The 22364-nt window shown below is 66.1% G+C and carries 15 protein-coding genes and 1 tRNA gene; 10 read left to right on the top strand and 6 right to left on the bottom strand.

Annotated elements, in window-relative coordinates; translation table 11 throughout:
- Positions 1-6 precede the first annotated feature (6 nt).
- Positions 7-741, top strand: a complete 735-nt coding sequence (locus tag OKA11_RS13185) for an arylesterase (RefSeq protein ID WP_267220966.1) — start codon at positions 7-9, stop codon at positions 739-741.
- On the opposite strand, the gene recF is transcribed toward OKA11_RS13185, so the two are convergent.
- Positions 738-1841 carry a DNA replication/repair protein RecF gene (gene recF / locus OKA11_RS13180; RefSeq protein ID WP_267220964.1) on the bottom strand — a complete coding sequence of 368 codons (1104 nt, stop codon included), beginning with the start codon at positions 1839-1841 and terminating at the stop codon, positions 738-740. The two genes, OKA11_RS13185 and recF, sit on opposite strands and share 4 nt — an antisense overlap.
- Before the next feature lie 53 nt (positions 1842-1894).
- Positions 1895-2707 carry a queuosine precursor transporter gene (locus OKA11_RS13175; RefSeq protein WP_267220961.1) on the bottom strand — a complete coding sequence of 271 codons (813 nt, stop codon included), beginning with the start codon at positions 2705-2707 and terminating at the stop codon, positions 1895-1897.
- 119 nt (positions 2708-2826) lie between these two features.
- On the opposite strand from OKA11_RS13175, the gene OKA11_RS13170 reads away from it, so the two are divergent.
- Positions 2827-2903: transfer RNA gene (locus OKA11_RS13170), tRNA-Arg, on the top strand.
- 205 nt (positions 2904-3108) lie between these two features.
- On the top strand, positions 3109-6237 hold the full coding sequence (locus OKA11_RS13165; RefSeq protein ID WP_267220959.1) for a glycoside hydrolase family 2 TIM barrel-domain containing protein: 3129 nt from the start codon (positions 3109-3111) through the stop codon (positions 6235-6237).
- A 44-nt stretch (positions 6238-6281) separates the two neighbouring features.
- On the opposite strand, the gene OKA11_RS13160 is transcribed toward OKA11_RS13165, so the two are convergent.
- From OKA11_RS13160 to OKA11_RS13150, 3 genes are all read right to left on the bottom strand, one after another.
- Entirely contained in the window at positions 6282-7052 is a 771-nt protein-coding gene (locus tag OKA11_RS13160) for a TorF family putative porin (protein ID WP_267220957.1), read from the bottom strand.
- 197 nt (positions 7053-7249) lie between these two features.
- The gene (gene adh, locus OKA11_RS13155; protein WP_267220955.1) at positions 7250-8776 is read right to left on the bottom strand and encodes an aldehyde dehydrogenase; all 1527 of its coding nucleotides are present in this window, start codon (positions 8774-8776) and stop codon (positions 7250-7252) included.
- Between the two features lie 335 nt (positions 8777-9111).
- Entirely contained in the window at positions 9112-10086 is a 975-nt protein-coding gene (locus tag OKA11_RS13150; protein WP_267220953.1) for a helix-turn-helix domain-containing protein, read from the bottom strand.
- Between the two features lie 945 nt (positions 10087-11031).
- On the opposite strand from OKA11_RS13150, the gene OKA11_RS13145 reads away from it, so the two are divergent.
- From OKA11_RS13145 to OKA11_RS13130, 4 genes are all read left to right on the top strand, one after another.
- Positions 11032-13659 carry a TonB-dependent receptor plug domain-containing protein gene (locus OKA11_RS13145; protein ID WP_267220951.1) on the top strand — a complete coding sequence of 876 codons (2628 nt, stop codon included), beginning with the start codon at positions 11032-11034 and terminating at the stop codon, positions 13657-13659.
- Between the two features lie 86 nt (positions 13660-13745).
- A complete protein-coding gene (locus OKA11_RS13140) occupies positions 13746-14573 on the top strand; it encodes a sulfite exporter TauE/SafE family protein (RefSeq protein ID WP_379489442.1) in 828 nt (275 codons plus the stop codon).
- Between the two features lie 41 nt (positions 14574-14614).
- Positions 14615-15799 (top strand): pyridoxal phosphate-dependent aminotransferase, encoded by a 1185-nt coding sequence (locus OKA11_RS13135; RefSeq protein WP_267220947.1) that lies wholly within the window; start codon positions 14615-14617, stop codon positions 15797-15799.
- 284 nt (positions 15800-16083) lie between these two features.
- Positions 16084-16317, top strand: coding sequence for a hypothetical protein (locus tag OKA11_RS13130; protein WP_267220945.1), 234 nt, complete (start codon positions 16084-16086; stop codon positions 16315-16317).
- Between the two features lie 371 nt (positions 16318-16688).
- Here the strand turns inward: OKA11_RS13130 and OKA11_RS13125 are convergent, their stop codons facing one another.
- Positions 16689-17141 (bottom strand): tRNA (cytidine(34)-2'-O)-methyltransferase, encoded by a 453-nt coding sequence (locus tag OKA11_RS13125; protein WP_267220942.1) that lies wholly within the window; start codon positions 17139-17141, stop codon positions 16689-16691.
- Positions 17142-17277: 136 nt separating this feature from the next.
- Between OKA11_RS13125 and OKA11_RS13120 the strand changes: the two genes are divergently transcribed.
- The 3 genes from OKA11_RS13120 (at position 17278) to OKA11_RS13110 (ending at position 21811) form a co-directional block, all read left to right on the top strand.
- Entirely contained in the window at positions 17278-18000 is a 723-nt protein-coding gene (locus tag OKA11_RS13120; protein WP_267220940.1) for a FadR/GntR family transcriptional regulator, read from the top strand.
- 164 nt (positions 18001-18164) lie between these two features.
- On the top strand, positions 18165-20696 hold the full coding sequence (galA, locus tag OKA11_RS13115; RefSeq protein ID WP_267220938.1) for a beta-galactosidase GalA: 2532 nt from the start codon (positions 18165-18167) through the stop codon (positions 20694-20696).
- A 14-nt stretch (positions 20697-20710) separates the two neighbouring features.
- Complete coding sequence (locus OKA11_RS13110; protein WP_267220936.1) at positions 20711-21811, top strand: glycoside hydrolase family 53 protein; 1101 nt, start codon at positions 20711-20713, stop codon at positions 21809-21811.
- Positions 21812-22364 lie beyond the last annotated feature (553 nt).

The raw sequence follows: 22364 nt of genomic DNA, 5'->3' as shown, positions 1-22364 counted from the left end.
AAACCCTTGCGCGCCAAAGCGATCGTCCTTCTCGGGGCTGTGTCCATCCTGCCTCTCGCCCTGAGCGCCTGCGACAGGGGCAGCCCGCCCGCGCCCGAGCAGAGCACCAGCGCGCTTGACTCGCCGCCGTCGATCCCGGTGATGGGGCCGGAGCGGCCGATCCTGGCCTTCGGGGATTCGCTGCTGGCGGGCTATGGGCTGGAGGATGGCGAAAGCTACCCCGCGCGGCTGGAAAATGCCCTGCGGGCACGCGGGGTCAACGCGCGGATCACCAACGCCGGTGTCTCGGGAGATACCACGGCGGCCGGGCTGGAGCGGCTGGACTTCACGCTCAAGAGCCAGCCGGTGAAGCCTGAACTGGCGATCATCAGCCTTGGCGGCAACGACATGCTGCGCTCGCTACCGCCGGAACAGACGCGCCGGAACCTTGAGGCAATCCTGAAGCGGTTGCAGGGCGAGGGCATCCGCGTCGTGCTGCTGGGGATGATGGCCGCGCCCAATCTGGGCAAGGACTATGCCGCGCAGTTCAATCCGATCTACCCGCAGCTTGCCCAGAAGTACGATGCCGTGCTGGTGCCGTTCTTCCTCCAGCCGGTGATCGACAAGCCGGACCTGCTGCAGAAGGACCACGTCCATCCCACCGCCATCGGGGTGGAGGAAATCGTCACGGCAACGGTCGACGATGTGGCGGATGCATTGCCCAAGAAGACGGGGCCGAAGCAGGCAAGTAAAGGCCGTTAATCCAACCGTCGTACCGCGCCGCCGCTGACTTCCCATATCGCCGCTTCCGCGGCGATGGCCTCGAACGGGGCCAGTTCGGTGCCGGTCAGCCAGACTTGCGCCGATCCGGCGCGGAGGCGATCGAACAGCGCTTCGCGGCGCAGCGGGTCGAGGTGGGCGGCCACTTCGTCGAGCAGCAGCAGGCGCGGGCGTTGCTCCGTGCCGCCCTCCAGCAATTGCGAGTGGGCCAGCGTGATCGCGATCAGCATCGCTTTCTGCTCGCCGGTCGAGCATTCGGCGGCGGCTTGGCCTTTACCAGCCCCCTTGCCTGCCATCGTCACCAGTATTTCGTCGCGATGCGGGCCGGTGAGGGTGCGCTGGGCGGCGCGTTCGCGGGGGCGGCCATCGCGCAAGGCGCGGGCGAGGGCTTCGGCTTCGATCGGTCCGCCCGCCTGATAGGCCAGCGAGGGGCGTGCGAAAGGGGATTCCGGCAGCGCGGTCAGTGTCCTTTCCAGGTGCTCCACCAGTTCGGCGCGCGCGGCAGCGACCATGGCGCCGGCTTCGGCAAGCTGGCTCTCGATCGCGTCCAGCCAGCGCGGATCGGGGGCATATTCACCCGAGAGCAGGCGGTTGCGCTCGCGCAGGGCGTTTTCGAGGCGGGTCGCGTGGCTGGCGTGGTCGGGGCGCATGGCCATGACCATCCGGTCGAGGAATCGCCGCCGTGCCCCGGCGCCTTCGACAAACAGGCGGTCCATTGCCGGGGTCAGCCAGCCGATCGACAGCCATTCGGCCAGCCGCACCGCCGGAGCCTCGGCGCCGTTGACCTGCACCAGCCGTCGTCCGGGCCGCTCCGCCGTAACGCCGGTGCCAAGGCGGACGGGTTCGTTGCCGGGCACCATCAGCGATGCGCTGACCGCGAAGCCGCCATCGAACTGCTGTCCCGGCACGTCGGCCAGCGCAGCGCGCCGCAGGCCCCGTCCCGGCGACAGCAGCGAGATTGCCTCCAGCACATTCGTCTTGCCAGCGCCGTTTTCGCCCACCAGCAGGTTGAACTGTGCCGTGCCGTCCACCGCGGTTTCGCGGTGGTTGCGGAAGCGGGACAGGAGGATGCGGTCGAGCATGGCTGCGGCGGACCTACCGGGGCCGACCGGTCATGCCAAGTCGTCTGGCCGGCTTATTCGCTGGTTGCAGCCGCGGCCTTGCGCGCCTTGGCGAAGGGGGAAAAGTCGACATTGCTGTCGTAGACGTCGACGCCTTCGCGCTTCTTGAGCCAGCCGACCACGACGTAAGTCACCGGGGTCAATACCACTTCCCAGCCGGTCTTGATCGCCCACTGGGTGATCGCAAGGAAAGCGATGGAATGCGGGGTGAAGCCCGCGACGCCAAGGAAGGCGAGGGGGTAGAACAGTGCGCTGTCCACGCCTTCGCCAAGCACGGTGGAGCCGATGGTGCGTGTCCACAAGTGCTTGCCCTGGGTCATGATCTTCATGCGGGCAAGGACAAAGGAATTGACGAACTCACCCGCCCAGAACGCGCAGACCGAGGCGAAGACGATGCGCGGCGTCTGGCCGAAGATCGAGTAATAGGCAGCCTGGTTCGGCGCCGTCACCTGCTTGCCCTCGACGGTGTAGGTGGCCGAGGCAAGCGCCCATTCGGCATTGGCAGGGATGTTCACCACCACCACGCTCATCAGCACCATGAACAGCAGCGCGAAGAAGCCCGCCCAGATGCAGCGGCGGGCATTGGCATAGCCGTAGACTTCGGTCAGCACGTCGCCGATAATGTAGGACACCGGGAAGAACAGTACCCCTGCGCCGAACGTGATCGGCCCGAACACGGGGAAGGTGACTTCCGCCTGCTTGGCGGCGCCGATCAGGTTGGAGAGCAGCAGGATCACCACGAAGGCGACCATCACGTAGTCGAAATAGCGGAAATGGCGCCGGGCGCCGGCCATGCCGTCGATACGGGAGAGGTGTGCTTCGCTCATTGCCGCCATGCGTAACCCGCCGGCAACGTTCGGCAAAGCACAAGTTGATGGGGATCGATCGGATGTGCGGTTTGCGTGAGCGCAGAACCGCGCTATGGGGAGCCCCGCAGACTTAGCGCGCGCCCGTAGCTCAGCTGGATAGAGCACGAGCCTTCTAAGCTTGGGGTCGCAGGTTCGAACCCTGCCGGGCGCGCCAGATTCTCCCCCTTCATCACCGCCAAATGCCTGTGAGAACGGGATTGCCGCGCGGCTGCGGGCTTGCCTGCGGCGGGACGGCGTGGAGGTCGGCGTTGCAATGGGTGGCAATCCGTATACGATATATGTAACTATGGAGTGGCGGCGCGCGGTTCTAGGGTGCGCCGTCCGATCAGGCGGGGAACGTGCCTTCAATGCGCAAATTCATGCAGGGCTGTGCTGTCGGCAGTCTCATCATCGCCCTGACGGCCCCGGCTTCGGCCCGCGCGCAGGCCACGCCTGAGACCGGCCCGCCGGAATGGGAGCAGCCCGAAGTCATCCGTCAGGGCGCGGAGCCCATGCATACGACGTTCGACGGCTTTGAAACCCGCGCCGGGGCGCTGTCGCGCGATGTATCGAAGTCGCGCTACCATCTCTCGCTCGACGGCGACTGGAAGTTCCACCTCTCGCCCAGTCCGGAGGCGCGCCCGGTCGATTTCTACAAGCCCGGCTTCGACGTGAGCGGGTGGGAGACGATGAAAGTCCCCGGCATTCTCCAGGCCGAGGGGCATGGCCGCCCGGTCTTCGTCGGCAGCGGTTACCCGTTTCCGCGCAACCAGCCGTGGATCGCGCATGACCTCAACGAAGTCGGCTCTTACCGCCGCGCGTTCACCGTCCCGGCAAACTGGTCGGGCCGCAGGCTGCTGCTCACGGTCGGCGCCGCGGGCGCGGCCTATTACATCTGGGTCAACGGGCAGCGTGTCGGCTATTCGGAGGATTCCAAGCTTCCCGCCGAGTTCGACGTGACGCGCTATGCCCATGCGGGCACGAATACCGTCGCCATCGAACTCTACCGCTTTGCGGATGGCAGCTATCTGGAAGATCAGGATTTCTGGCGCGTCAATGGGATCGAGCGAAGCGTCACGCTCTACGCGGCGCCTGCCACCCATATCCGCGACCTCAACGTCGATGCCGGGCTGGAGAACGGCTACCGCGACGGCAAGCTGGACCTCAAGGTCGACCTTGCCGGCCAGCCTGCCGCCATGCGTGTACGGGCAACGGTACTGGACGGCCAGCGCGAGGTCCTGAAGCGCGAAGGCACCGCGAACGGCGGCACGGTTTCGCTGGCGGGCACGCTTGCCGCCGTGCGCTCGTGGTCGGCAGAAGACCCGCAGCTCTACACGCTGCTGGTCGAACTGCTGGACGCGAACGGCAAGCTGGTGGAGGCGACCAGCCGCCGCATCGGCTTCCGCACCGTCGAGATCGCCGGCGGCGAAGTGCGCGTGAACGGGAAGCGGGTGATGATCCGCGGCGTCAACCGCCACGAGCACGATCCCCATACCTTCCATGTCGTTTCCGAAGCGACGATGCGCCGCGATGTCGAGTTGATGAAGGCGGCCAACGTCAATGCCGTGCGCACATCGCACTATCCCAACGATCCGCGCTTCTATGACCTTGCCGACGAATACGGCCTCTACGTCATGGACGAGGCCAATATCGAGAGCCACGGCTATCTCAGCCTTTCGCAGGAACATGGCAACGATCCCAAGTACTTGCTGGCCACCGATCCCAAGTGGCAGGCCGCGCACCTCGACCGGGTGGAGCGCATGGTGCAGCGCGACCGCAACCACCCCTCGATCATCTTCTGGTCGCTCGGCAACGAGAGCGGTGTCGGCCCCAACTTCGAGGCGGCGGGCAAGTGGGTGCGGGCGAACGATCCCACCCGGCTGATCAACTTCCTCGGCTGGAGCATGAGCAACTGGCGCCACCCGACCAACAGCTACGTCGACATCTTCGCGCCGATGTACGACGACGTGCCCAAGATGATCGACTATGCCAAGGATCCGGCCTTCACCCAGCCGCTGATCCTGTGCGAATATGCGCATTCGATGGGCAACAGCCTGGGCGATCTTCAGGGCTATTGGGATACTATGCGCGCCTATCCCAAGCTGCAGGGCGGCTTCATCTGGGACTGGGTGGACCAGACCATGGAGCTGAAGGACAAGCAGGGCCGCACGTACTGGGGGCAGGGCCTCGACTACGATCCCGACCCCAAGGCGCCGGGCGTCCACGGCGATGACAGCCCGGTGGGCGACGGGGTGATCCAGTCCGACCGCACGCCCGATCCCGAATACTACGAACTGGCCAAGGTGCAGGCGCCGATCGCCTTTACGCACGACGCCAATGGCTACCGCGTGGTCAACCGCCACGACCATATCGACCTCTCGCGCTTCACGCTCGACTGGACGGTGATGGAGGACGGCAGAGAAGCCTCTAGAGGGGCCTTAACGACCCCTGACGTGCCTGCAGGCGCCTCGGCGCCGCTCATCCTGCCGATCCCGGCGGCGAAGAACCCCTCGGCCGAACGCATCCTGGTCCTGCGTGCCCGCGCCAGGGCCGGAGCGGTGCCGACACAGCCTGCAGGGCATGTCGTCGGCTGGGAGCAGTTCGCGCTTTCCGCCCCTGCCGTGGTGCCGGTCGCGGCCGGTACCGTCGCGCCCGGCGAGACCGCCTCCACCCTTCGCCTTGCCGCGGGCGATGCGGTGCTGGAGATCGACAAGGCCACCGGCCTCGTCACCCGCTACGAACGCGGCGGCACGCTGCTGCTGACCGGCGGCGCGCCCAACTTCTGGCGCGCGCCCACCGATAACGATGTGGGCTCCGGCGTGCCCAAGAGCCATGCCATGTGGCAGTACTTCTCCGAGCATCGCCGCGTCGAGCGCATCGAGCGGGACGGCAATGCCATCGTCGTCCACCACGACATGGGCGTCGGCTCGGTGAAGACCGAGACGCGCTGGACGATGGCCGCCGATGGATCGGTGGGCGTCACCGTCCATTTCGAACCCTTGCGCGATACCCTGCCCGATCCGCTGCGAGTCGGCCTCGCTTTCGAGACGCCCGCCATGCTGGACCACGTTCGCTGGTTCGGGCGCGGGCCGCAGGAGACGTATGCCGATCGCAAGACCGGCGGCCTAATCGCCCAGTGGCAGGGCAGCGTGGCCGAGCAGTTCCACGACTACGCCCGCCCGCAGGAATCGGGCAACAAGACCGACGTGCGCTGGATCGAACTGACCGGTGCCGGGACGGGGCCCAAAACAGGACTGCGCGTCACCGGCGCGCAGCCGCTTTCGGTCAATGCGCTGGCGTTCCCCTATGCCGATCTGGCGATGAAGCCGCCCTCGCAGGCGCATAGCTCGGACATTCGCCCGCACGGCAACGGCACGCTGCTGATCGATGCGGCGCAGGCCGGCGTCGGCGGGGATACCGGCTGGAACATCGATGGCCGGGCGCACATGCCCTACCGCATCGCGCTCAAGCCGCTGACCTACGCCTTTACCATCGGCGCGGCGCGATGAGACGAAAGTCCGGCCGGGCATCGCCCCGGCCGGACTGCGCGGCTTCAGAACGTGACGGTGAAGGCGCCGACCACGCGGGCTTTCGACAGCCTGCCGAGCTTGTCGAGGTCGGTGTCGTAATAACGCAGGTCGACCGAGGCGCCGGGCAGGACCTGATAGCTCAGGCCCGCATTCCAGGTCGTGTAGTCGCTCAGGCGGTCGATCTGCTGGCGCGCGGCGGCCGCCGAGATCGAGAGCTTGTCGATCACCGGCGCGGAGGCGCCCAGTTCGACGTAAGTGGCGTTCTCGCCGGTCCCGAAATAGTCCCAGGTGTGATACCCCGCGAGGCTGACCGAGGCCGGGCCGACCTTGCCCGACAGCGCCGCCTTCACCTCGAAGGTGTCGATGTCGATCGGCGCATCGACATAGCCATAGCGCACGAAGCCGACATCGAGCGCCACCCCGCCGCCCAGCCTGGCGACATAGCCGCCCCACATGTCCCATTCCTGCTTGATGCCGGCAAAGCGCACGTTCTCGGTCTCGGCGCCGAGATAGAAGCCCTTGTAGCCGAGGTTCACGACCGCAAACACGGCCGGGTCGTTGTCCGACTGGCTGACGCCGCGCCAGACGTAGTCGGTCGTGCCCTTGAGCGTGACGCTGACCGAGAGATCGGATGCCGGCTTGGTATTGGCGCTATTTGGGGCGCTGTTTGGGGCAGGGGGCTGCGCAGCACTGTCGGTGGCGGCTGCGGCATCCTGCGCCGAGGCCGCCGGAGCGCAGGCAAGACTGGAGAGGGCCGCGGCGAGGCACGCCGCAGCAATCTGGCGGTTCGTCATGTTCGGATAATCCTTCCCTGTGGCGTGAAGCTCTTACGGCCGCACGCCTTGTCGTGTCGAAAATGCGCGGTTACGGAAAATGCCCGACGCGGGCGCTTGGGAGAGAGCGCATGACGCGCCCGCGCCGGGCTGGTGCGACCCCGCAGGGTAACGCGGTGTTCAAGGCCGCTGCCCGCGTCGGGGCAGCGGCAAGGCGATCAGAAGAAGCCGAGCTTCTTGGGATTGTAGGACACCAGCAGGTTCTTGGTCTGCTGGTAGTGGTCGAGCATCATCTTGTGCGTCTCGCGGCCGATGCCGGACTGCTTGTAGCCGCCGAAGGCCGCATGGGCGGGATAGGCGTGGTAGCAGTTGGTCCACACGCGCCCGGCCTGGATGGCGCGGCCGAAGCGGTAGCAGGTGTTGATGTCGCGGCTCCACACGCCGGCGCCGAGGCCGAACATCGTGTCGTTGGCGATTTCCAGCGCCTCTTCCTGCGTCTTGAACGTGGTGGTGGAGACGACCGGGCCGAAGATCTCCTCCTGGAAGATCCGCATCTTGTTGTGGCCCTTGAACACGGTGGGCTGCACGTAGAAGCCGCCAGACAGGTCGCCGCCGAGCTGGGCGGCGCCGCCGCCGATCAGCACTTGCGCACCTTCCTCGCGGCCGATGTCGAGGTAGCGCAGGATCTTCTGCTGCTGTTCCTGCGAGGCCTGCGCGCCGATCATCGTCTCCATGTCGAGCGGGCTGCCCTGCTTGATCGCGGCAACGCGCTTCAGCGCCTTTTCCATGAACCGGTCGTAGATCGATTCCTGGATCAGCGCACGGCTCGGGCAGGTGCAGACTTCGCCCTGGTTGAGCGCGAACATCACGAAGCCCTCGATCGCCTTGTCGAAGAAGTCGTCATCCTGCGCGCAGACATCCTCGAAGAAGATGTTCGGGCTCTTGCCGCCCAGTTCCAGCGTCACCGGGATCAGGTTCTCGCTGGCGTACTGCATGATCAGGCGGCCGGTCGAGGTCTCGCCGGTGAAGGCGATCTTGGCGATGCGCTTGGAGCTGGCGAGCGGCTTGCCCGCCTCGATGCCGAAGCCGTTGACGATGTTGAGCACGCCGGGCGGCAGGATGTCGGCCACCAGTTCGGCCAGCACCAGGATCGAGGCCGGGGTCTGCTCGGCGGGCTTGAGCACCACGCAGTTGCCGGCGGCGAGGGCGGGGGCCAGCTTCCAGGCGGCCATCAGGATCGGGAAGTTCCAGGGGATGATCTGGCCGACGACGCCGAGCGGCTCGTGGATGTGATAGGCCATGGTGTCATGGTCGATCTCGCCGATCGAGCCTTCCTGCGAGCGGATGCAGCCCGCGAAGTAGCGGAAGTGGTCGATCGCGAGGGGAATGTCGGCGAGGGTGGTCTCGCGGATCGGCTTGCCGTTGTCCCAGGTCTCGGCGGCGGCCAGCTTGGCCAGGTTCTGTTCCAGGCGGTCGGCGACGCGCAGCAGGATCAGCGAGCGATCGGCGGGCGAGGTGCGCCCCCAGGCGTCCTTGGCGGCATGGGCGGCGTCGAGCGCCAGCTCGATGTCGTCGGCATCCGAGCGCGCGACGCGGCAGACCGGCAGGCCGGTGATCGGGCTGACATTGTCGAAATAGCGGCCGGCCACGGGGGCGACCCACTTGCCGCCGATGAAGTTGTCGTAGCTGGCGGCGAAGGGTGACACCAGCACCGAGGGCCGTTCGGAGACGTTCGTGTCGGACATGGTCTTGATCCTCTCTATGTGGTCCGGGCGGGTTGCCCGTCCTTGGCGTGAAGAGTGTCAGCTTCCGGGGCGCCCAGACAGGGGGGCGCCCCAAGCCGCCGGGCCGGGTGTATCGCGGGTGAGACGGTCGCGCGGGCTGCCGTCACAACCGCGAAACACTCGGCCGGAACAGGCGCCGGGGCCCGCAAAGCCGCCATTTCGCGGCGGCCGGGCATGGCGGTCGCACAAGCAGGATGGGCGGCCTGTGCTTGCAGGTAGGGGGGGGGCGGATTGGCCGGAGGATTGGGGGGGGGATTGGTCGGGGGCGCCGCTTTCGCTGCCCGCCGCTGCGCCGGTTATTGTCCCGGCGAGATGCCCACGCGTTCCATGCGGCGGTACATGGTGGCGCGGCCGATGCCGAGGTCGCGGGCGGCGCGGGTGACGTTGCCGCCCGAACGCGCCAGCGCCTGGCGCAGGATCGCGCGCTCGCTGTCGTCGAAACTGCTGGACGAATCGCCCATCACGTCGGCCAGCGGGCGCGGGCGATCGAACGGGTTGGTGCCGAGCCGCAGGCTGAGGCGCGCGGCGCGGGTGGCGCCGATCACCAGGTCGTCGCGGTCGACCGCCAGCAGCGAGATCCCGCGTCCGCGCGGCACGCTGCCCTGGCGGTCGGGGCTGTAGACGATGCGGGCATCGGCATAACGCATGCAGAAGTAGTCGCGCTCGATCTGGCGGGCGGCGTCCTGGACCAGCGCGGCGATCATCGTCGCCATCGCCTCGCCGTGGTCGGCGCGCGCGCTCGAGACGTCGAGCGCGGCGACCAGTCGTCCCTCGGGATCGAAGACCGGGGCGTCCATGCAGCTGACGCCGATGTTGCGGCTGGCGAAATGCTCGCCGCGCAGGATCGTCACCGGGCGCTGCTCGACAAGGCAGGTGCCGATGCCGTTGGTGCCCTCGGCCGCCTCGCCCCACTGGCCGCCGGGGGCCAGGCCGATCGAATCGAACAGGGCCACGTCGCTGGCGCCGGTACGTGCCTCGATCACCACGCCGTCGATGTTGGAGAGGATGACGCAGCATCCCGTGCGGCCGACGCTGCCGAACAGCTGGTCGAGCGCGGGAGTGGCCGCAGCGATCAGTTCACCGCTGCTTTCGCGCAGGACGGTGAGCGAGGTGCCGCCGATTCGCTCACCCTTGCGCGAGGCGGCGGGGTCGAGACCGTGATGCAGCGCGGAGCGGCACCAGGATGCGGCCACGGCGGACACCGCTGCGGCATTGCCCTGATGCACGGTGTGCATGACCTGATCGCTGTGATTCAGCTTGTCGCTGGCCATTCTCGGTCGTCCTTCTCCGCCATCATGACCCGCCGCTTCGCTTGAGCTGCAAGGTATCGATTCAGGCGCGGTTATCCTGCTATCGATTGCAGTCCGGACGCAATTCCGGTCGAGTCCGGATAGAGGCGGGAATGTCTCATTCATGAGACGGTCGTTCCAGTGAAAAGTGGGCAGCGGGATGGCCTTTTGCGCCGAGCTGCGCGGCAGAATATGCCGTTTCGAAGTGCATTCGTTTGCGATCAATTTGACGCTGGGCGCACATAATCTTGAGTGGGCAAAATTGACCTCGCACCGCGTTGACACGCGAAAAATTTCAAATACGGTCGAGCAACAGAAACGAAATAATATTACAAAATAATATTTCCAGGGGTCGATGTCCGAAGGAAACACGCAGGACCAACTTTATGAGGGGGCTGGTCAATGTTCTTCGGGAATTCGCGTGCCTATATCGGCGTTGATTACGCATTGATGAAATCGTTTTTGGTGCATTTCAAATATACATAGAAAAATTTCAGGGAACGTGGTCGCATCGTAGTGTGTCCATGAGGCGGAGCCTTGCTCCGGGCGACCTGCTGCGGCCGTGATGCCGGCAGGAGGCGCGTCATCCTGCAAGATCAGGACCTCGCCATGAGGTGACCGCCGGTCCGGCGTGCCTGCAGCGATGTCGCCGTGATGCGGCATCCGGGGCGACGGGGCCTGCAGCGTTTCCCGAATGAACTCAATTCGCGGCGTTCTGCTTCAGACGCGCTTCGGCCGCCCTTTCGCAAGGGCCCGGTCCGGCGCCGTTTGCGTGCACGCGCTTTCCGGGCGGCCTTCGGGCCGTTGTCCGGCCGTCGGGGGCATTTCGGCGGCGGGGGAGGGTGCGCGTGCCGGGCGCAGGCAGGGTGACCGCGAGACACAGGGAGAGGCCGTAACCGTGGACATGAACCAGGCAAGGGGGCCTAGATGAAGTACAGGGTATCCGTATCGGCATCGGCGCTGGCAGCAGCGCTCATCATGGGGTCCGCCCCGGCACTGGCGGACGAGCCGGTCGAAGGAGAGGCGACCGAAGCGGCAGATACCGCCACCGGCGCGATCATCGTCACCGGCACGCGCACGATCGGCATGAAGGCTGCGGACAGCCCGGCGCCGATCCAGATCATGAGCAGCGAGGCGCTGGGCCGCACCGGCCAGCCGGATCTGGTCCAGAGCCTTGCGCAGAACCTTCCCTCGATCCAGGTGCAATCCTTCGGCAGCGATCTCCAGGCGCACAACCTGCAGATGAAGCTGCGCGGCATGTCGCCCAACCACACGCTCATCCTCGTCAACGGCAAGCGCCGCCACGGCACCGCCAACGTCTCGGTCGCGGGCGGGCCGTTCGGCGGCAGCGCCGCGCCCGACGTCAGCTTCATCGTGCCGGAATCGATCGACCACGTCGAAGTCCTGCAGGACGGCGCCGCCGCCCAGTACGGCACCGATGCCATCGCCGGCGTCATCAACTTCATCCAGAAGAAGAGCGATCACGGCGGCACCGTCAACGTGATGGGCGGCCAGTACATGGACCAGGGCGGCCAGACCTATTCGATTTCGGGCGACATCGGCCTGGCCCCCTTCGACGGGGCCTACCTCAACATTGCCGCGCAGAAGAAGTTCAAGGACTACAGCTTCCGCGGCGACATCAACCCGCAGTCGATCTACTATGCAGAGCACGGCTATCCGGGCGTCAAGGACCTTCCCGGCTATCCCTACACCAACCGCATCATCGGCGATCCGCGCATCGACCAGACGGTGGTCAGCTACAACGCCGGCTACGAGTTCGGCGACTACGAGATCTACAGCTTCGGCAGCTACGGCCACAAGGATGCGCGCGCCTACGAGAACACCCGCGCGCCCACGGTCATCCCCGGCATGTACCCCAGTGGCTTCGCGCCGCAGGAGCATATCGACGAGACCGACTACAGCGTCACCGGCGGCTTCAAGGGCCTGATCGGCGACACCACCTTCGACTTCGCCTCGACCTACGGCAAGGACATCGTGCGCGTCTACGTCGAGAACTCGGGCAATGCCGAGCTTTACGCCGACACCGGCTTCTCGCCCACGCACTTCCACAACGGTGACTTCAAGGCCAGCCAGTGGACCAACACGCTCGACCTCACGCACCAGTTCGACGTGGGCCTTGCCGAACCGCTCAACGTTGCGGCGGGCCTCGAATACCGGCATGAGACGTACGGCATCACCGCCGGCGATCCGGCCTCGTACTACGGCGGCGGCGCGCAGTCGTTCTTCGGCTACAGCCCGAACGATGCCGGCAGCTACAAGCGCAACAACTTCTCGCAGTACCTCGACCTCTCGGTGAAGCCGGTCGAGGCCTGGCTCGTCGACGGTGCGGTCCGCCACGAGCACTACAGCGACTTCGGCGATACCACCGTGTTCAAGCTGACCTCGCGCTACGACTTCACCGATGCGGTGGCGGTGCGCGGCACGGCGAGCACCGGCTTCCGCGCGCCGACGCTCGCCGAAGGCGGCTATTCGGGCCTCAACGTCGGCCCGGGCTACATCGGCGGCGTGCTGCCGCCCAGTTCCGCCGCCGCGCAGGCGCTCGGCTTCGGTGCGCTGAAGCCCGAGAAGTCGACCAGCTTCAGCGCCGGCCTCGTCTTCAACCCCGCGCCCAAGCTGACGATCACGCTCGATGCCTACCAGACCACGGTGCGCAACCGCATCATGATCTCCAGCACCTTCTACGGCTTCAGCGGCAATTACTGTCCTGCCGGCTCGACCCAGTCGGGCTGCCTTCCCTACGATGCCGACAGCTACAACATCTACAACCAGCTGGCGGTGCTGGGCGCAGTCAACGCGGCGCTGGGCGGCAGCGGCACCCTGACCGACTGGACCCAGGCCACCGCGATCCCCTCCTACGTGCTCTATCTCGACGACGGCGTCTCGCGGAACATCGACGGCTCGGTCGCGGTGCAGACTTTCGTCAACGGCGTGAAGATGCGCACCCGCGGCGTCGACCTGGTGGTCAATTACCAGACCGATCTCGGCAGCCTCGGCATCGTCGACTGGACACTCAACGGCAACTACAACGCCAACAAGGTGCAGGGCATCAACGGCCTGCCCTCGGCGCTCTACTCGAGCACCATCAGTCCCGAACTGACCGCGCTGATCGACGACTTCAGCGTCGTCGAACTCGAGCACAGCACGCCCAGGTTCCGCGCCACCGCCAATGCCTTCTGGACGCTCGGCAAGTTCAGCGCGAACCTGCGCGAGCGCTACTACTCCGAGGTCTACCAGATCGAGACCGCGCCGAGCGGCAGCCCGGTGGCCGGCCAGAACATCAAGGTCCCGGTCAAGTCCTCGTTCCTCACCGACCTCGAGCTGTCCTACCAGATCGCCGATCCGATCCGGATCTCGATCGGCGCGGACAATCTGTTCAACAAGTATCCGACCGAGCGGTCCTACGAGCTCATCCGCAAGTGGCAGCTCGCCCGCGGGGTCAGCGGCCGCAGCTACTCCTCGAGCAAATACCCGACCTACTCGCCTTACGGCATCAATGGCGGCTTCTACTACGCGAAGCTCAGCCTGACGTTCTGATCCGAAGTCCGGAGCGGGAGGCTGCCGGCGGTACGGCAGCGCTCCCGCTCCCAGGTTTCCCTGGAATAGCAAACAAGGGGTTGTACGTGGTGGAAAGTGTAGGCTGGCTGGTGCCGGCAGTGGGATTGCTGATAGCGGGCCTTGTGGCCGGCTTCGCAGGCGGCGTCTTCGGCATCGGCGGCGGCTTCATCGTCGTTCCCGCGCTGTTGCTGATGCTGCCGCTGCTGGGCGGCGACCATGCGCAGTACGCGCATGTCGCCATCGGCACTTCGGCGGCGACGATCATCGTCACCTCGATCCGCTCGGTCATGAGCCATGCCAAGCGCGGATCGGTCGATTTCGAGATATTGAAGTCCTGGGCGCCCTGGGTGGTGCTGGGCGACGGCGTCGGCGTGCTGCTGGCCAGCCATGTCGACGGCAAGGTACTCACCATGGTCTTCGCCTCGGGCGTGCTGCTGATGAGCCTCAATTTCCTGGTTCCGCGCATGGGCGACAAGGTGATCACCGACCAGATGCCCTCCGGCATGCTGCGTGTCGGCATCGCCGGCGGGCTCGGCACCTTTTCCTCGCTGCTGGGCATCGGCGGCGGCACCATCGCGATCATGGTGATGACGCTGTGCGGCCGCTCGATCCACAAGGCGGTGGGCACGGCCTCGGGCGTCGGCACGCTGATCGCCATTCCCAGCGCCATCGGCTTTGCCATCATCGGCCTGCACGACAAGGGCCTGCCCTGGGGTTCGCTCGGTTTCGTCAACGTGCCCGCGACGCTCGCCATCGCCTCGATGTCGGTCCTCACCGCGCCGCTCGGCGTGGCCGCCGCGCACTGGCTGGAGCCGCGCATGCTGAAGCGGATCTTCGGCGTCTACCTGATCGTGATCTCCATGGTCATGTTCCACAACGCCCTGAAAATCTGACCCAATCCGACTGCCACCTGATTCGAGAAGGAGTTTGAAAGATGCAGCTTGAGCAAGACATGCTGGCCGAGCGTATCGGCGGTGAAGAGGTAACGCAGGACCTGCTGGCGCGCGGCTATTCGCGCCGCAACCTGGGCAAGATCGCGGCGCTGCTGGGCGGCGGCATGGCGGCGATGCAGGTCATGCCGGCGAGCGCGCAGCAGGCCGCCAAGGCCGCGGTCGGCGCCGTGCGCATCGGCGCCAACGAATGCTGGACCGGGCCGTTTCCGGCCGGCGCGCAGGCGGCCATGGCGATCGTCTCGCAAGGCAATCGCTACGAGCCCAACGACGATCACGCCAAGCTCTTTGCCGCCGTTGCCCAGGTCGAGGGCATTCCCGAGGATCGCGTGGTCGCCTGGCCGGGATCGAGCGACCCGCTCAGCCGCACCGCGATCACGTTCGCCTCGCCCTCGCGCGGGATCGTCACCGCGGACCCGACCTACGAATCGATCTGGCGCACCGGCGCCTGGATCGGCGCCAAGGTCACCAAGGTGCCGCTCACCTCGGATTACCGGCACGACGTCAAGGCCATGCTGGCCGCCGATCCCAACGCCGGGCTTTACTATATCTGCTCGCCCAACAACCCGACCGGTACGCTGACGCCGATCGCCGACATCGTCTGGCTGGCCGAGAACAAGCCCAAGGACGCGGTCCTGCTGGTGGACGAGGCCTATATCCACTTCGCCGGCACCGAAAACGCCGCGAAGCTCGCCGCCTCGCGCGACGACGTGCTGGTGATGCGCACCTTCTCCAAGCTGTTCGGCATGGCGGGCATGCGGCTCGGCCTGACGCTCGGCTCGCCGGCGCTGCACGAGAAGATGATGCGCTACGACGGTGGGCAGGTCACCTCGATGCTGCCGATGACGGCGGTGGCCTGCGGCACCGCCTCGCTGACGCTGGCCGACCAGATCAAGGCCCGCCGTGACCAGATGATCGCCGCGCGCGAGGCAAGCATCGCCCATGTCGAGAAGCGCGGTCTCAAGGTGCTGCCGGGCAGCCATGCGAACATGTTCATGGTCGACTGGGGCGGCAAGGCGCCCAAGGCGATGATGGAGGCGCTGCTGGCGCAAGGCGTGCAGATCGGTCGTTCGTGGAGCGCCTATCCGACGATGTCGCGCGTGACGGTGGGCTCGGCGGAAGAAATGCAGAAGTTCCGCCTCGCTCTCGACAAGGTGCTGATGGCCTGATCGCCGGCATCGCCCCTGCCGCGCCGGTTCATGGGGGCATGGACCGGATGGCGGCGGGGCGATCGCCCGTCAGGTTGGACCCGGTGCGCTCCGCAAGGGGAGGGGCGTGCCGGGTCCATTTTCGGTTTTGGGAGCGGGAAATAGGCCGGCCTTGGGGGCACGGGATCTATCCATGTCCGCTTTTGCAGATTCTTTGAGCGAAGCGGACTTTCTGGAATCGCCCCATTGCGGACTTTTATGATTGCTGCTGCTACGTTGTTCATATTCTACCGGAGCGAACCTACATGCGCCTCGTTGACGCTACGAATACGATGACCCCAGCCTATCTGACGATCTTGTCGAGGGGCTATTCGGTGCGGTCCGAAGGCAGCCTAATGTTTGCGGAACGTGCGGAAAACTCGTTCGCAGCCAACGGCCCTGTCGCTCTTCTCGGTTTGATAGCGATGGCGGAAGCTAGAGGCGAGGCATGGCAGGCTTCTGATGAAGAAATCGACAATTTTGTCCAACTCTTCGGTTAGTTCTCCAGCGCCTGCTTACCACCCAAATCAGACATCTCCATCCCGCTCAGCCTGAGCCTGTCGAAGGCCCCGAGGCTGGGCGCTGTGGCTCCATGCTTCGACAAGCTCAGCATGAGCGGAGTGGGTGGAGCAATGGCCGCAATCCCCGGCCTCGCTGCCCTTTAACATCTCGAATGGCCAACTCGAATGCAGCCGTTCCGTTGATCGCTAAGCGGCCGAAGGCCTTTCCGTTCCGCCTCACAATGGGCGCGCAACGTGTAGAGGGGCGCAAGGTAGACGTTTCGCGGGTCCGGGGGATCATCCCCGGAATCTGCTTTTTTCCTATGAATCTTTCCGCCTGATCGAGAGCGATCCCGGCGATGCAAACAGGCTCAGCCCGGCAGGCTTCCCGTCTGGCGCAGGGCCTCGCCCAATGCGAGGGCGGCGGCGGTGGCGAGGTTCAGGGAGCGCACTTCGGCGCGCAGCGGGATGCGCACCCGCTCGTCGCAGATGTCGGAGACCGACTGCGGCACGCCCGCGCTTTCCTTGCCGAACAGCAGGATGTCGTCGGCTCTATATTCGAACGCGTAGGCCGACCGGGTGGTCTTGGTGGTGAACAGCACCAGCCTGCCGGTGCCGACGGTGGCGCGGAAGGCGTCGAAGCTGGCGTGGCGGGTGATCGAGACGTGGTCGATGTAATCCATCGCGGTGCGGCGCACGCGTCTGTCGTCCCATTCGAAGCCCAGCGGCTCGATCAGGTCCACGGCCGCTCCGAGGCAGGCGCCGAGGCGCAGGACGGCGCCGACGTTTCCGGCGATTTCGGGTTCGAACAGGGCAATACGCATCGCCGCTGCTTGGCGGCGTCCGGCGCGGCTGGCAAGTCTGCTTGCGCGTAATCCTGCCCCGTTTCCGCTTGCCAATGTCCAGTAATGCCCTTTTATATGATTAAAGAGATAGAATAGCGAGGATGCCGCGACTGTCATGCCCGTAGACCCGCAGGAAAACCGCGACGCGCTGGGGCGCAATCTGACTTATGGGCTGCTCGACCGTCTGGGCTCGCAGATCGTCGGCGGCACCTGGACGGGGCGTTCGTTTCCCACCGAAATGGAACTGTCGCAGCAGCACGGGGTGAGCCGCTCGGTCACGCGCGAGGCGGTGAAGATGCTGACCGCCAAGGGCCTCGTTACCGCGCGGCCCCGGCAGGGCACCTCGATCCTGCCGGTCAGCCAGTGGAACCTGTTCGATACCGACGTGCTGCGCTGGATGCTGGAGCGGCGTTTCTCGATCGACCTGCTCAGGCAGTTCAGCCAGCTGCGCGTCGCCATCGAGCCTGCCGCAGCGGCGCTGGCGGCGCAGGCGGCCGGCGAGGAGGGGCGGGCGCTGATCGAAGCGGGGTTCGCGCGCATGCAGGCCGCCGAGGCCGGGCAGGACGATGTGCTGGAGGCCGACGTCGCCTTCCATGTCGCCATCCTCAAGGCTTCGGGCAATCCGTTCTTCGGGCAGTTCCGCGACGTCGTGTCCACCGCGCTCAAGACCTCGATCCACTATACCAACCGCATCGTCGGGCGCAGCGCCGATCTCGATGCGCACGAGGGGGTGATGCGCGCGATCCTTGCCCGCGACCCGCATCTGGCCCGCGCGCGGATGGAAAAGATCATCGTCGATGCGCTCGACGCCATCCAGCACAACGAAAGCGCGGCCTGATGGGCGGGCAGAGCGGTTGACCGTCCTGAACATATATATCATACAAATAAGCGAAGAGTGGGGAGCCTGAACTGCATGGGCCCGGTCGCGCGCGTGACTGGGCGGGCTCCCGACTGTGCCGAGAACAGCTGCCTCAGCGACACCTAAGAGAGCCCCTGAAAGACATGACCGACTCCCCCCAAATCGTTCGGCCCCGCATTCTGACGACCGACCGCCGCAAGGCCATGGCGCTGGGCGTGGCCGGCCTCGCCGCAACGACGCTGCCGCAGGTCGCCGCAGCGCGCGCGGAGGAGGCTACTGCCCCGGCTTCCGCCAGCCCGCGCCGTACCTGGCTGCTCGACCGGGGCTGGCGTTTCCACATGGGTCATGCGGCGGACATGACCAAGGATTTCGACTGGGGCATCAACCAGCGCACGTATGCTAAGCCCGGTCTTGTCACCTCTCCGGCAGCCGTGGCCGATTTCGACGAGAGCGCCTGGTCGCACGTCTCGGTGCCGCACGACTGGGCGGTGGACCTGCCGTTCGCGCCGCCCGCCGCGCCCGCGCCGGAAGACAAGGCCGATGCCGTCGCCGCGCATGGCTTCAAGGCGATCGGCCGCGCCTTCCCGGAAAACAGCGTGGGCTGGTACCGCCTGCGCCTGCCGGTTGGAGGGGGCGACAAGGGCCGCGCGATCTGGCTGGAGTTCGACGGGGTGTTCCGCGCCTGCAAGGTCTTCGTCAACGGCTTCGAGGCGGGCGGCAGCGAGAGCGGCTATGCGCCGTTCAAGGTCGATATCGCCGATTTCCTCGACTACGAGGGCGGGCCGAACCAGCTGGCGCTGCGCGTCGACGCTTCGCTGGGCGAGGGGTGGTTCTACGAAGGCGCGGGCATCTACCGCAATGTCCACCTTGTCAGCGCCGATGCCGCTCACGTGCCGCAGTGGGGCACCTGCGTGCGCAGCGAGATTGACGCGGCAGGCGCCAGGGTCTCGCTGGCGACGACGCTCGCCAACCACTCCGAGGGCGCGCTGGCGGTGACGCTGCGCCAGTCGGTCCGCGACGATGCGGGCCGCGAGGTGGCGCGCGCGGCGGACCGACAGGTGGAACTGGCGCCGCTCGGCCGCACCGAGACCGCGCAGGACACCCATATCGCCGCGCCGCAGCTGTGGTCGCCCGCGAGCCCGGTGCTCTACACGCTCATCACCGAAGTGCTGCGTGACGGCGCGGTGGTGGACCGCACCGAGACGCCCTTCGGCATTCGCACCGTCACCTTCGATGCGGTGAAGGGCTTCACGATCAACGGCCAGAACGTGAAGCTGATGGGCGTGTGCAACCATCAGGACCACGCCGGGGTCGGCACCGCGATCCCCGATGCGCTGCACGCATGGCGGGTCGATCGCTCGATCGAGATGGGCGTCAATTCCTGGCGCAGCGCGCACAATCCGGCGGCGCAGGCGCTGCTCGACATCTGCGACCGCAAGGGCATGATGATGATCGCGGAGACGCGGCTCAACACCACCAATCCCGAAGCGATGGACGAGCTGGAGCGGATGATCCTCTCCTCGCGCAACCACCCCTCGGTGATCCTGTGGTCGGTCGGCAACGAGGAAGGCCATCAGGGCAGCGAGCGTGGCCGCCGGATTTCGGCCGAACTGGTGGCGCGCTGCAAGGCGCTCGATCCCACGCGCCTCACCACGCAGGCGATGGACACCGGTTGGGACGGCGGCGCGGCAGAGGCCGTGGACGTCGTCGGCTTCAACTACCGCACCGACAAGATCCCGGCCTGGCACCAGCGCCACCCGAACAAGCCGGTGATCGGCACCGAGACGGGCAGCACCGTCTCCACCCGCGGCGCCTACGAGAACGACGCGGCGCGCCACATCGTCAAGGCCTACGACACCGAGCACCCCTGGTGGGCCTCCACCGCCGAGGAGTGGTGGACCATCGTGGCGAACGCGCCCTATATCGCGGGCGGCTTCATCTGGACCGGCTTCGACTATCGCGGCGAACCCACGCCCTATCCGGCGTTCCCCAGCGTTGCGAGCTACTTCGGCGCGATGGACAGCTGCGGCTTCGCCAAGGACAACTACTATTACTACCGCGCCTGGTGGCGGCCGGACCAGCCGCTGGTGCACCTGCTGCCGCACTGGAACTGGGCGGGCCGCGAAGGCCAGCCGATCCCGGTCTGGGCGCACGGCAACTGCGAGGAGATCGAACTCCTGCTGAACGGCAAGAGCCTTGGCCGCAAGGCCATGCCGCGCAACGGCCACCTCGAATGGCAGGTGCCTTACGCACCCGGCAAGCTGGAGGCGCGCGGCTACAACGGCGGCAGGCTCGCCGCGCAGGACACGCGGGTGACGGCAGGCGCTCCGGCGAAGCTGCGCGTCACGGCCGACCGCAAGCGCTACTCCGCCGCGATTGCCGATGCGGCGATGCTGCGTGTGGAAGTGCTGGACAAGGCGGGCAACCTGGTGCCTACCGCCGACAGCGCGCTCAATTTCACGGTCTCCGGCCCGGGCAAGATCATCGGCCTCGGCAACGGCAATCCCACGTCGACCGAGCCGGACAAGGGCGCCGCGCGCAAGGCGTTCAACGGGCTGGCGCAGGCCATCGTGCAGGGCACTGGCCAAAGTTCCGGGGCAGGCGGGGCGGTGCGCGTCACCGTCTCGGGTGCGGGGCTGGCCAGCGCCGCCGTCGACCTCAGCTTCTATTCCTGAAGGACATGCATTCCATGAAAGCCATCCGCGCCGCGCTTGCGGCTGCCACCCTGTTGTCGGCTGCCCAGGCCCATGCTGCTGAAAAGCTCTACCTCGGCGCCGACCTGTCGTTCGCCAACGAGATGGAGGACTGCGGCGCGGTCTTCCGCCAGAAGGGCAAGCCGGTCGATCCCTTCGTGCTGCTGAAGCAGAAGGGCGGCAACCTGATGCGCGTGCGCATCTGGAACGACCCGGAGTGGACGCATTACTCGAACTACGAGGACGTGCTGAAGACCGTGCGCCGCGCCCATGCGGCGGGCCTCGAGGTGCTGCTCGACTTCCACTATTCGGACGACTGGGCCGACGGCGACAAGCAGATCGTCCCCAAGGCCTGGGCGGGCATGACCACCGCGCAGCAGATTACGGCCGTGCATGACTATACCCGCGATGTGCTGGCGAAGCTGAACGCGGCGGGCGAACTGCCCGAACTGGTGCAGGTGGGCAACGAGACCAACCCGGAGGTCATGGGCGGGGTCAAGGCCAAGGCGATCGACTGGAAGCGCAATGCCAGCTTGCTGAACGCGGGCGTTGCCGCCGTGCGCGAGACATCGAAGGTCACCGGCAAGCCGATCAAGGTCATGCTCCACATCGCCCAGCCCGAGAACGTGCTGCCCTGGTTCGACGATGCCACGGCGGCGGGCGTGCTCGATTACGACATCATCGGCATCAGCTATTATTCGAAGTGGTCGACCTACAATCTCTCCGGGCTCGCCAAGGTGATCTCGGCGGCGCACCAGCGTTACGGCGCCGATGTCATGGTGGTGGAGACGGCCTATCCCTTCACCGAGGAAAGCGCCGATGCCTCGACCAACCTGCTGGGCACGGATTCGCTGATCCCGGGCTATCCGGCGACGCCCAAGGGCCAGCTCAAGTATCTCGAGGACCTGACGCAGACGGTGGTGAATGCGGGCGGCAACGGTGTCGTCTACTGGGCGCCGGACTGGGTCTCGACCCAGTGCAAGACGCGCTGGGGCACCGGCTCGAACTGGGAAAACGCGGCGTGGTTCGACCTCAAGCGCCACGAAGTGCTGCCGGCGATGGACTTCCTGGCGAAGACCTACACCAAGGCGCAGTGATGCTGACGCATCAGCAGCTTGCAACGCTCAGGCGCCGCGCGGGCTTAGCCGACCTGCAATGAGTCACGCTCAATGCAGGTTGGCATTGCGTCAAGGCGGCACAGTGACCTGACGGTAGCGATGCCCTGAATGCAGCAAGGCCGGTGGTTCCGAAAGGGAAGCGCCGGCCTTGCCAGTATGTCTGTCTGTGCGCCTCGCCTAGGCCGTAAACTCATAAACGGCACCATCGAGGTTTGAGGCAAAATGGTTCAGCGTGAGGAAGGAAGGCGACGGAATATGTCGATATTTCTAGGCTTCCTGACGCAGCGATGGACCATTTTGGTCAAACCCCGACGGGGCGTCCAAATGGCTTCCATCTCGAACCGATGCGGCCTTGGACGGGCAACCAGCCCGCCCGGCGGCCGCTTCGGCCCGAGCTGTTCGCCATTTGGACGCCTCGATGGTGCCGTTTATGAGTTTACGGCCTAGAGCGTTTTGCGATCTGATTGAATCAGATCGGGCTCTCCAGATTCTTTGTTTTCCGCGTCACTGCGTGTTTCACCGCGTTCGAAAA

It is taken from the genome of Novosphingobium clariflavum, assembly GCF_026420865.1.
GTDB lineage: Bacteria > Pseudomonadota > Alphaproteobacteria > Sphingomonadales > Sphingomonadaceae > Novosphingobium > Novosphingobium clariflavum.
The sequence above is the reverse complement of the archived record's forward strand: the minus strand, read 5'-3'. Positions and strand labels throughout refer to the sequence as shown.

Bases quoted from the DNA above. Each gene is read 5' to 3' on its own strand.
- adh (WP_267220955.1), bottom strand. From the start codon at position 8,776: ATGTCCGACACGAACGTCTCCGAACGGCCCTCGGTGCTGGTGTCACCC.
- galA (WP_267220938.1), top strand. From the start codon at position 18,165: ATGACCGACTCCCCCCAAATCGTTCGGCCCCGCATTCTGACGACCGAC.
- OKA11_RS13130 (WP_267220945.1), top strand. From the start codon at position 16,084: ATGCGCCTCGTTGACGCTACGAATACGATGACCCCAGCCTATCTGACG.
- OKA11_RS13160 (WP_267220957.1), bottom strand. From the start codon at position 7,052: ATGACGAACCGCCAGATTGCTGCGGCGTGCCTCGCCGCGGCCCTCTCC.
- OKA11_RS13120 (WP_267220940.1), top strand. From the start codon at position 17,278: ATGCCCGTAGACCCGCAGGAAAACCGCGACGCGCTGGGGCGCAATCTG.
- OKA11_RS13175 (WP_267220961.1), bottom strand. From the start codon at position 2,707: ATGAGCGAAGCACACCTCTCCCGTATCGACGGCATGGCCGGCGCCCGG.
- OKA11_RS13110 (WP_267220936.1), top strand. From the start codon at position 20,711: ATGAAAGCCATCCGCGCCGCGCTTGCGGCTGCCACCCTGTTGTCGGCT.
- OKA11_RS13145 (WP_267220951.1), top strand. From the start codon at position 11,032: ATGAAGTACAGGGTATCCGTATCGGCATCGGCGCTGGCAGCAGCGCTC.
- OKA11_RS13125 (WP_267220942.1), bottom strand. From the start codon at position 17,141: ATGCGTATTGCCCTGTTCGAACCCGAAATCGCCGGAAACGTCGGCGCC.
- OKA11_RS13165 (WP_267220959.1), top strand. From the start codon at position 3,109: ATGCAGGGCTGTGCTGTCGGCAGTCTCATCATCGCCCTGACGGCCCCG.
- recF (WP_267220964.1), bottom strand. From the start codon at position 1,841: ATGCTCGACCGCATCCTCCTGTCCCGCTTCCGCAACCACCGCGAAACC.
- OKA11_RS13135 (WP_267220947.1), top strand. From the start codon at position 14,615: ATGCAGCTTGAGCAAGACATGCTGGCCGAGCGTATCGGCGGTGAAGAG.
- OKA11_RS13150 (WP_267220953.1), bottom strand. From the start codon at position 10,086: ATGGCCAGCGACAAGCTGAATCACAGCGATCAGGTCATGCACACCGTG.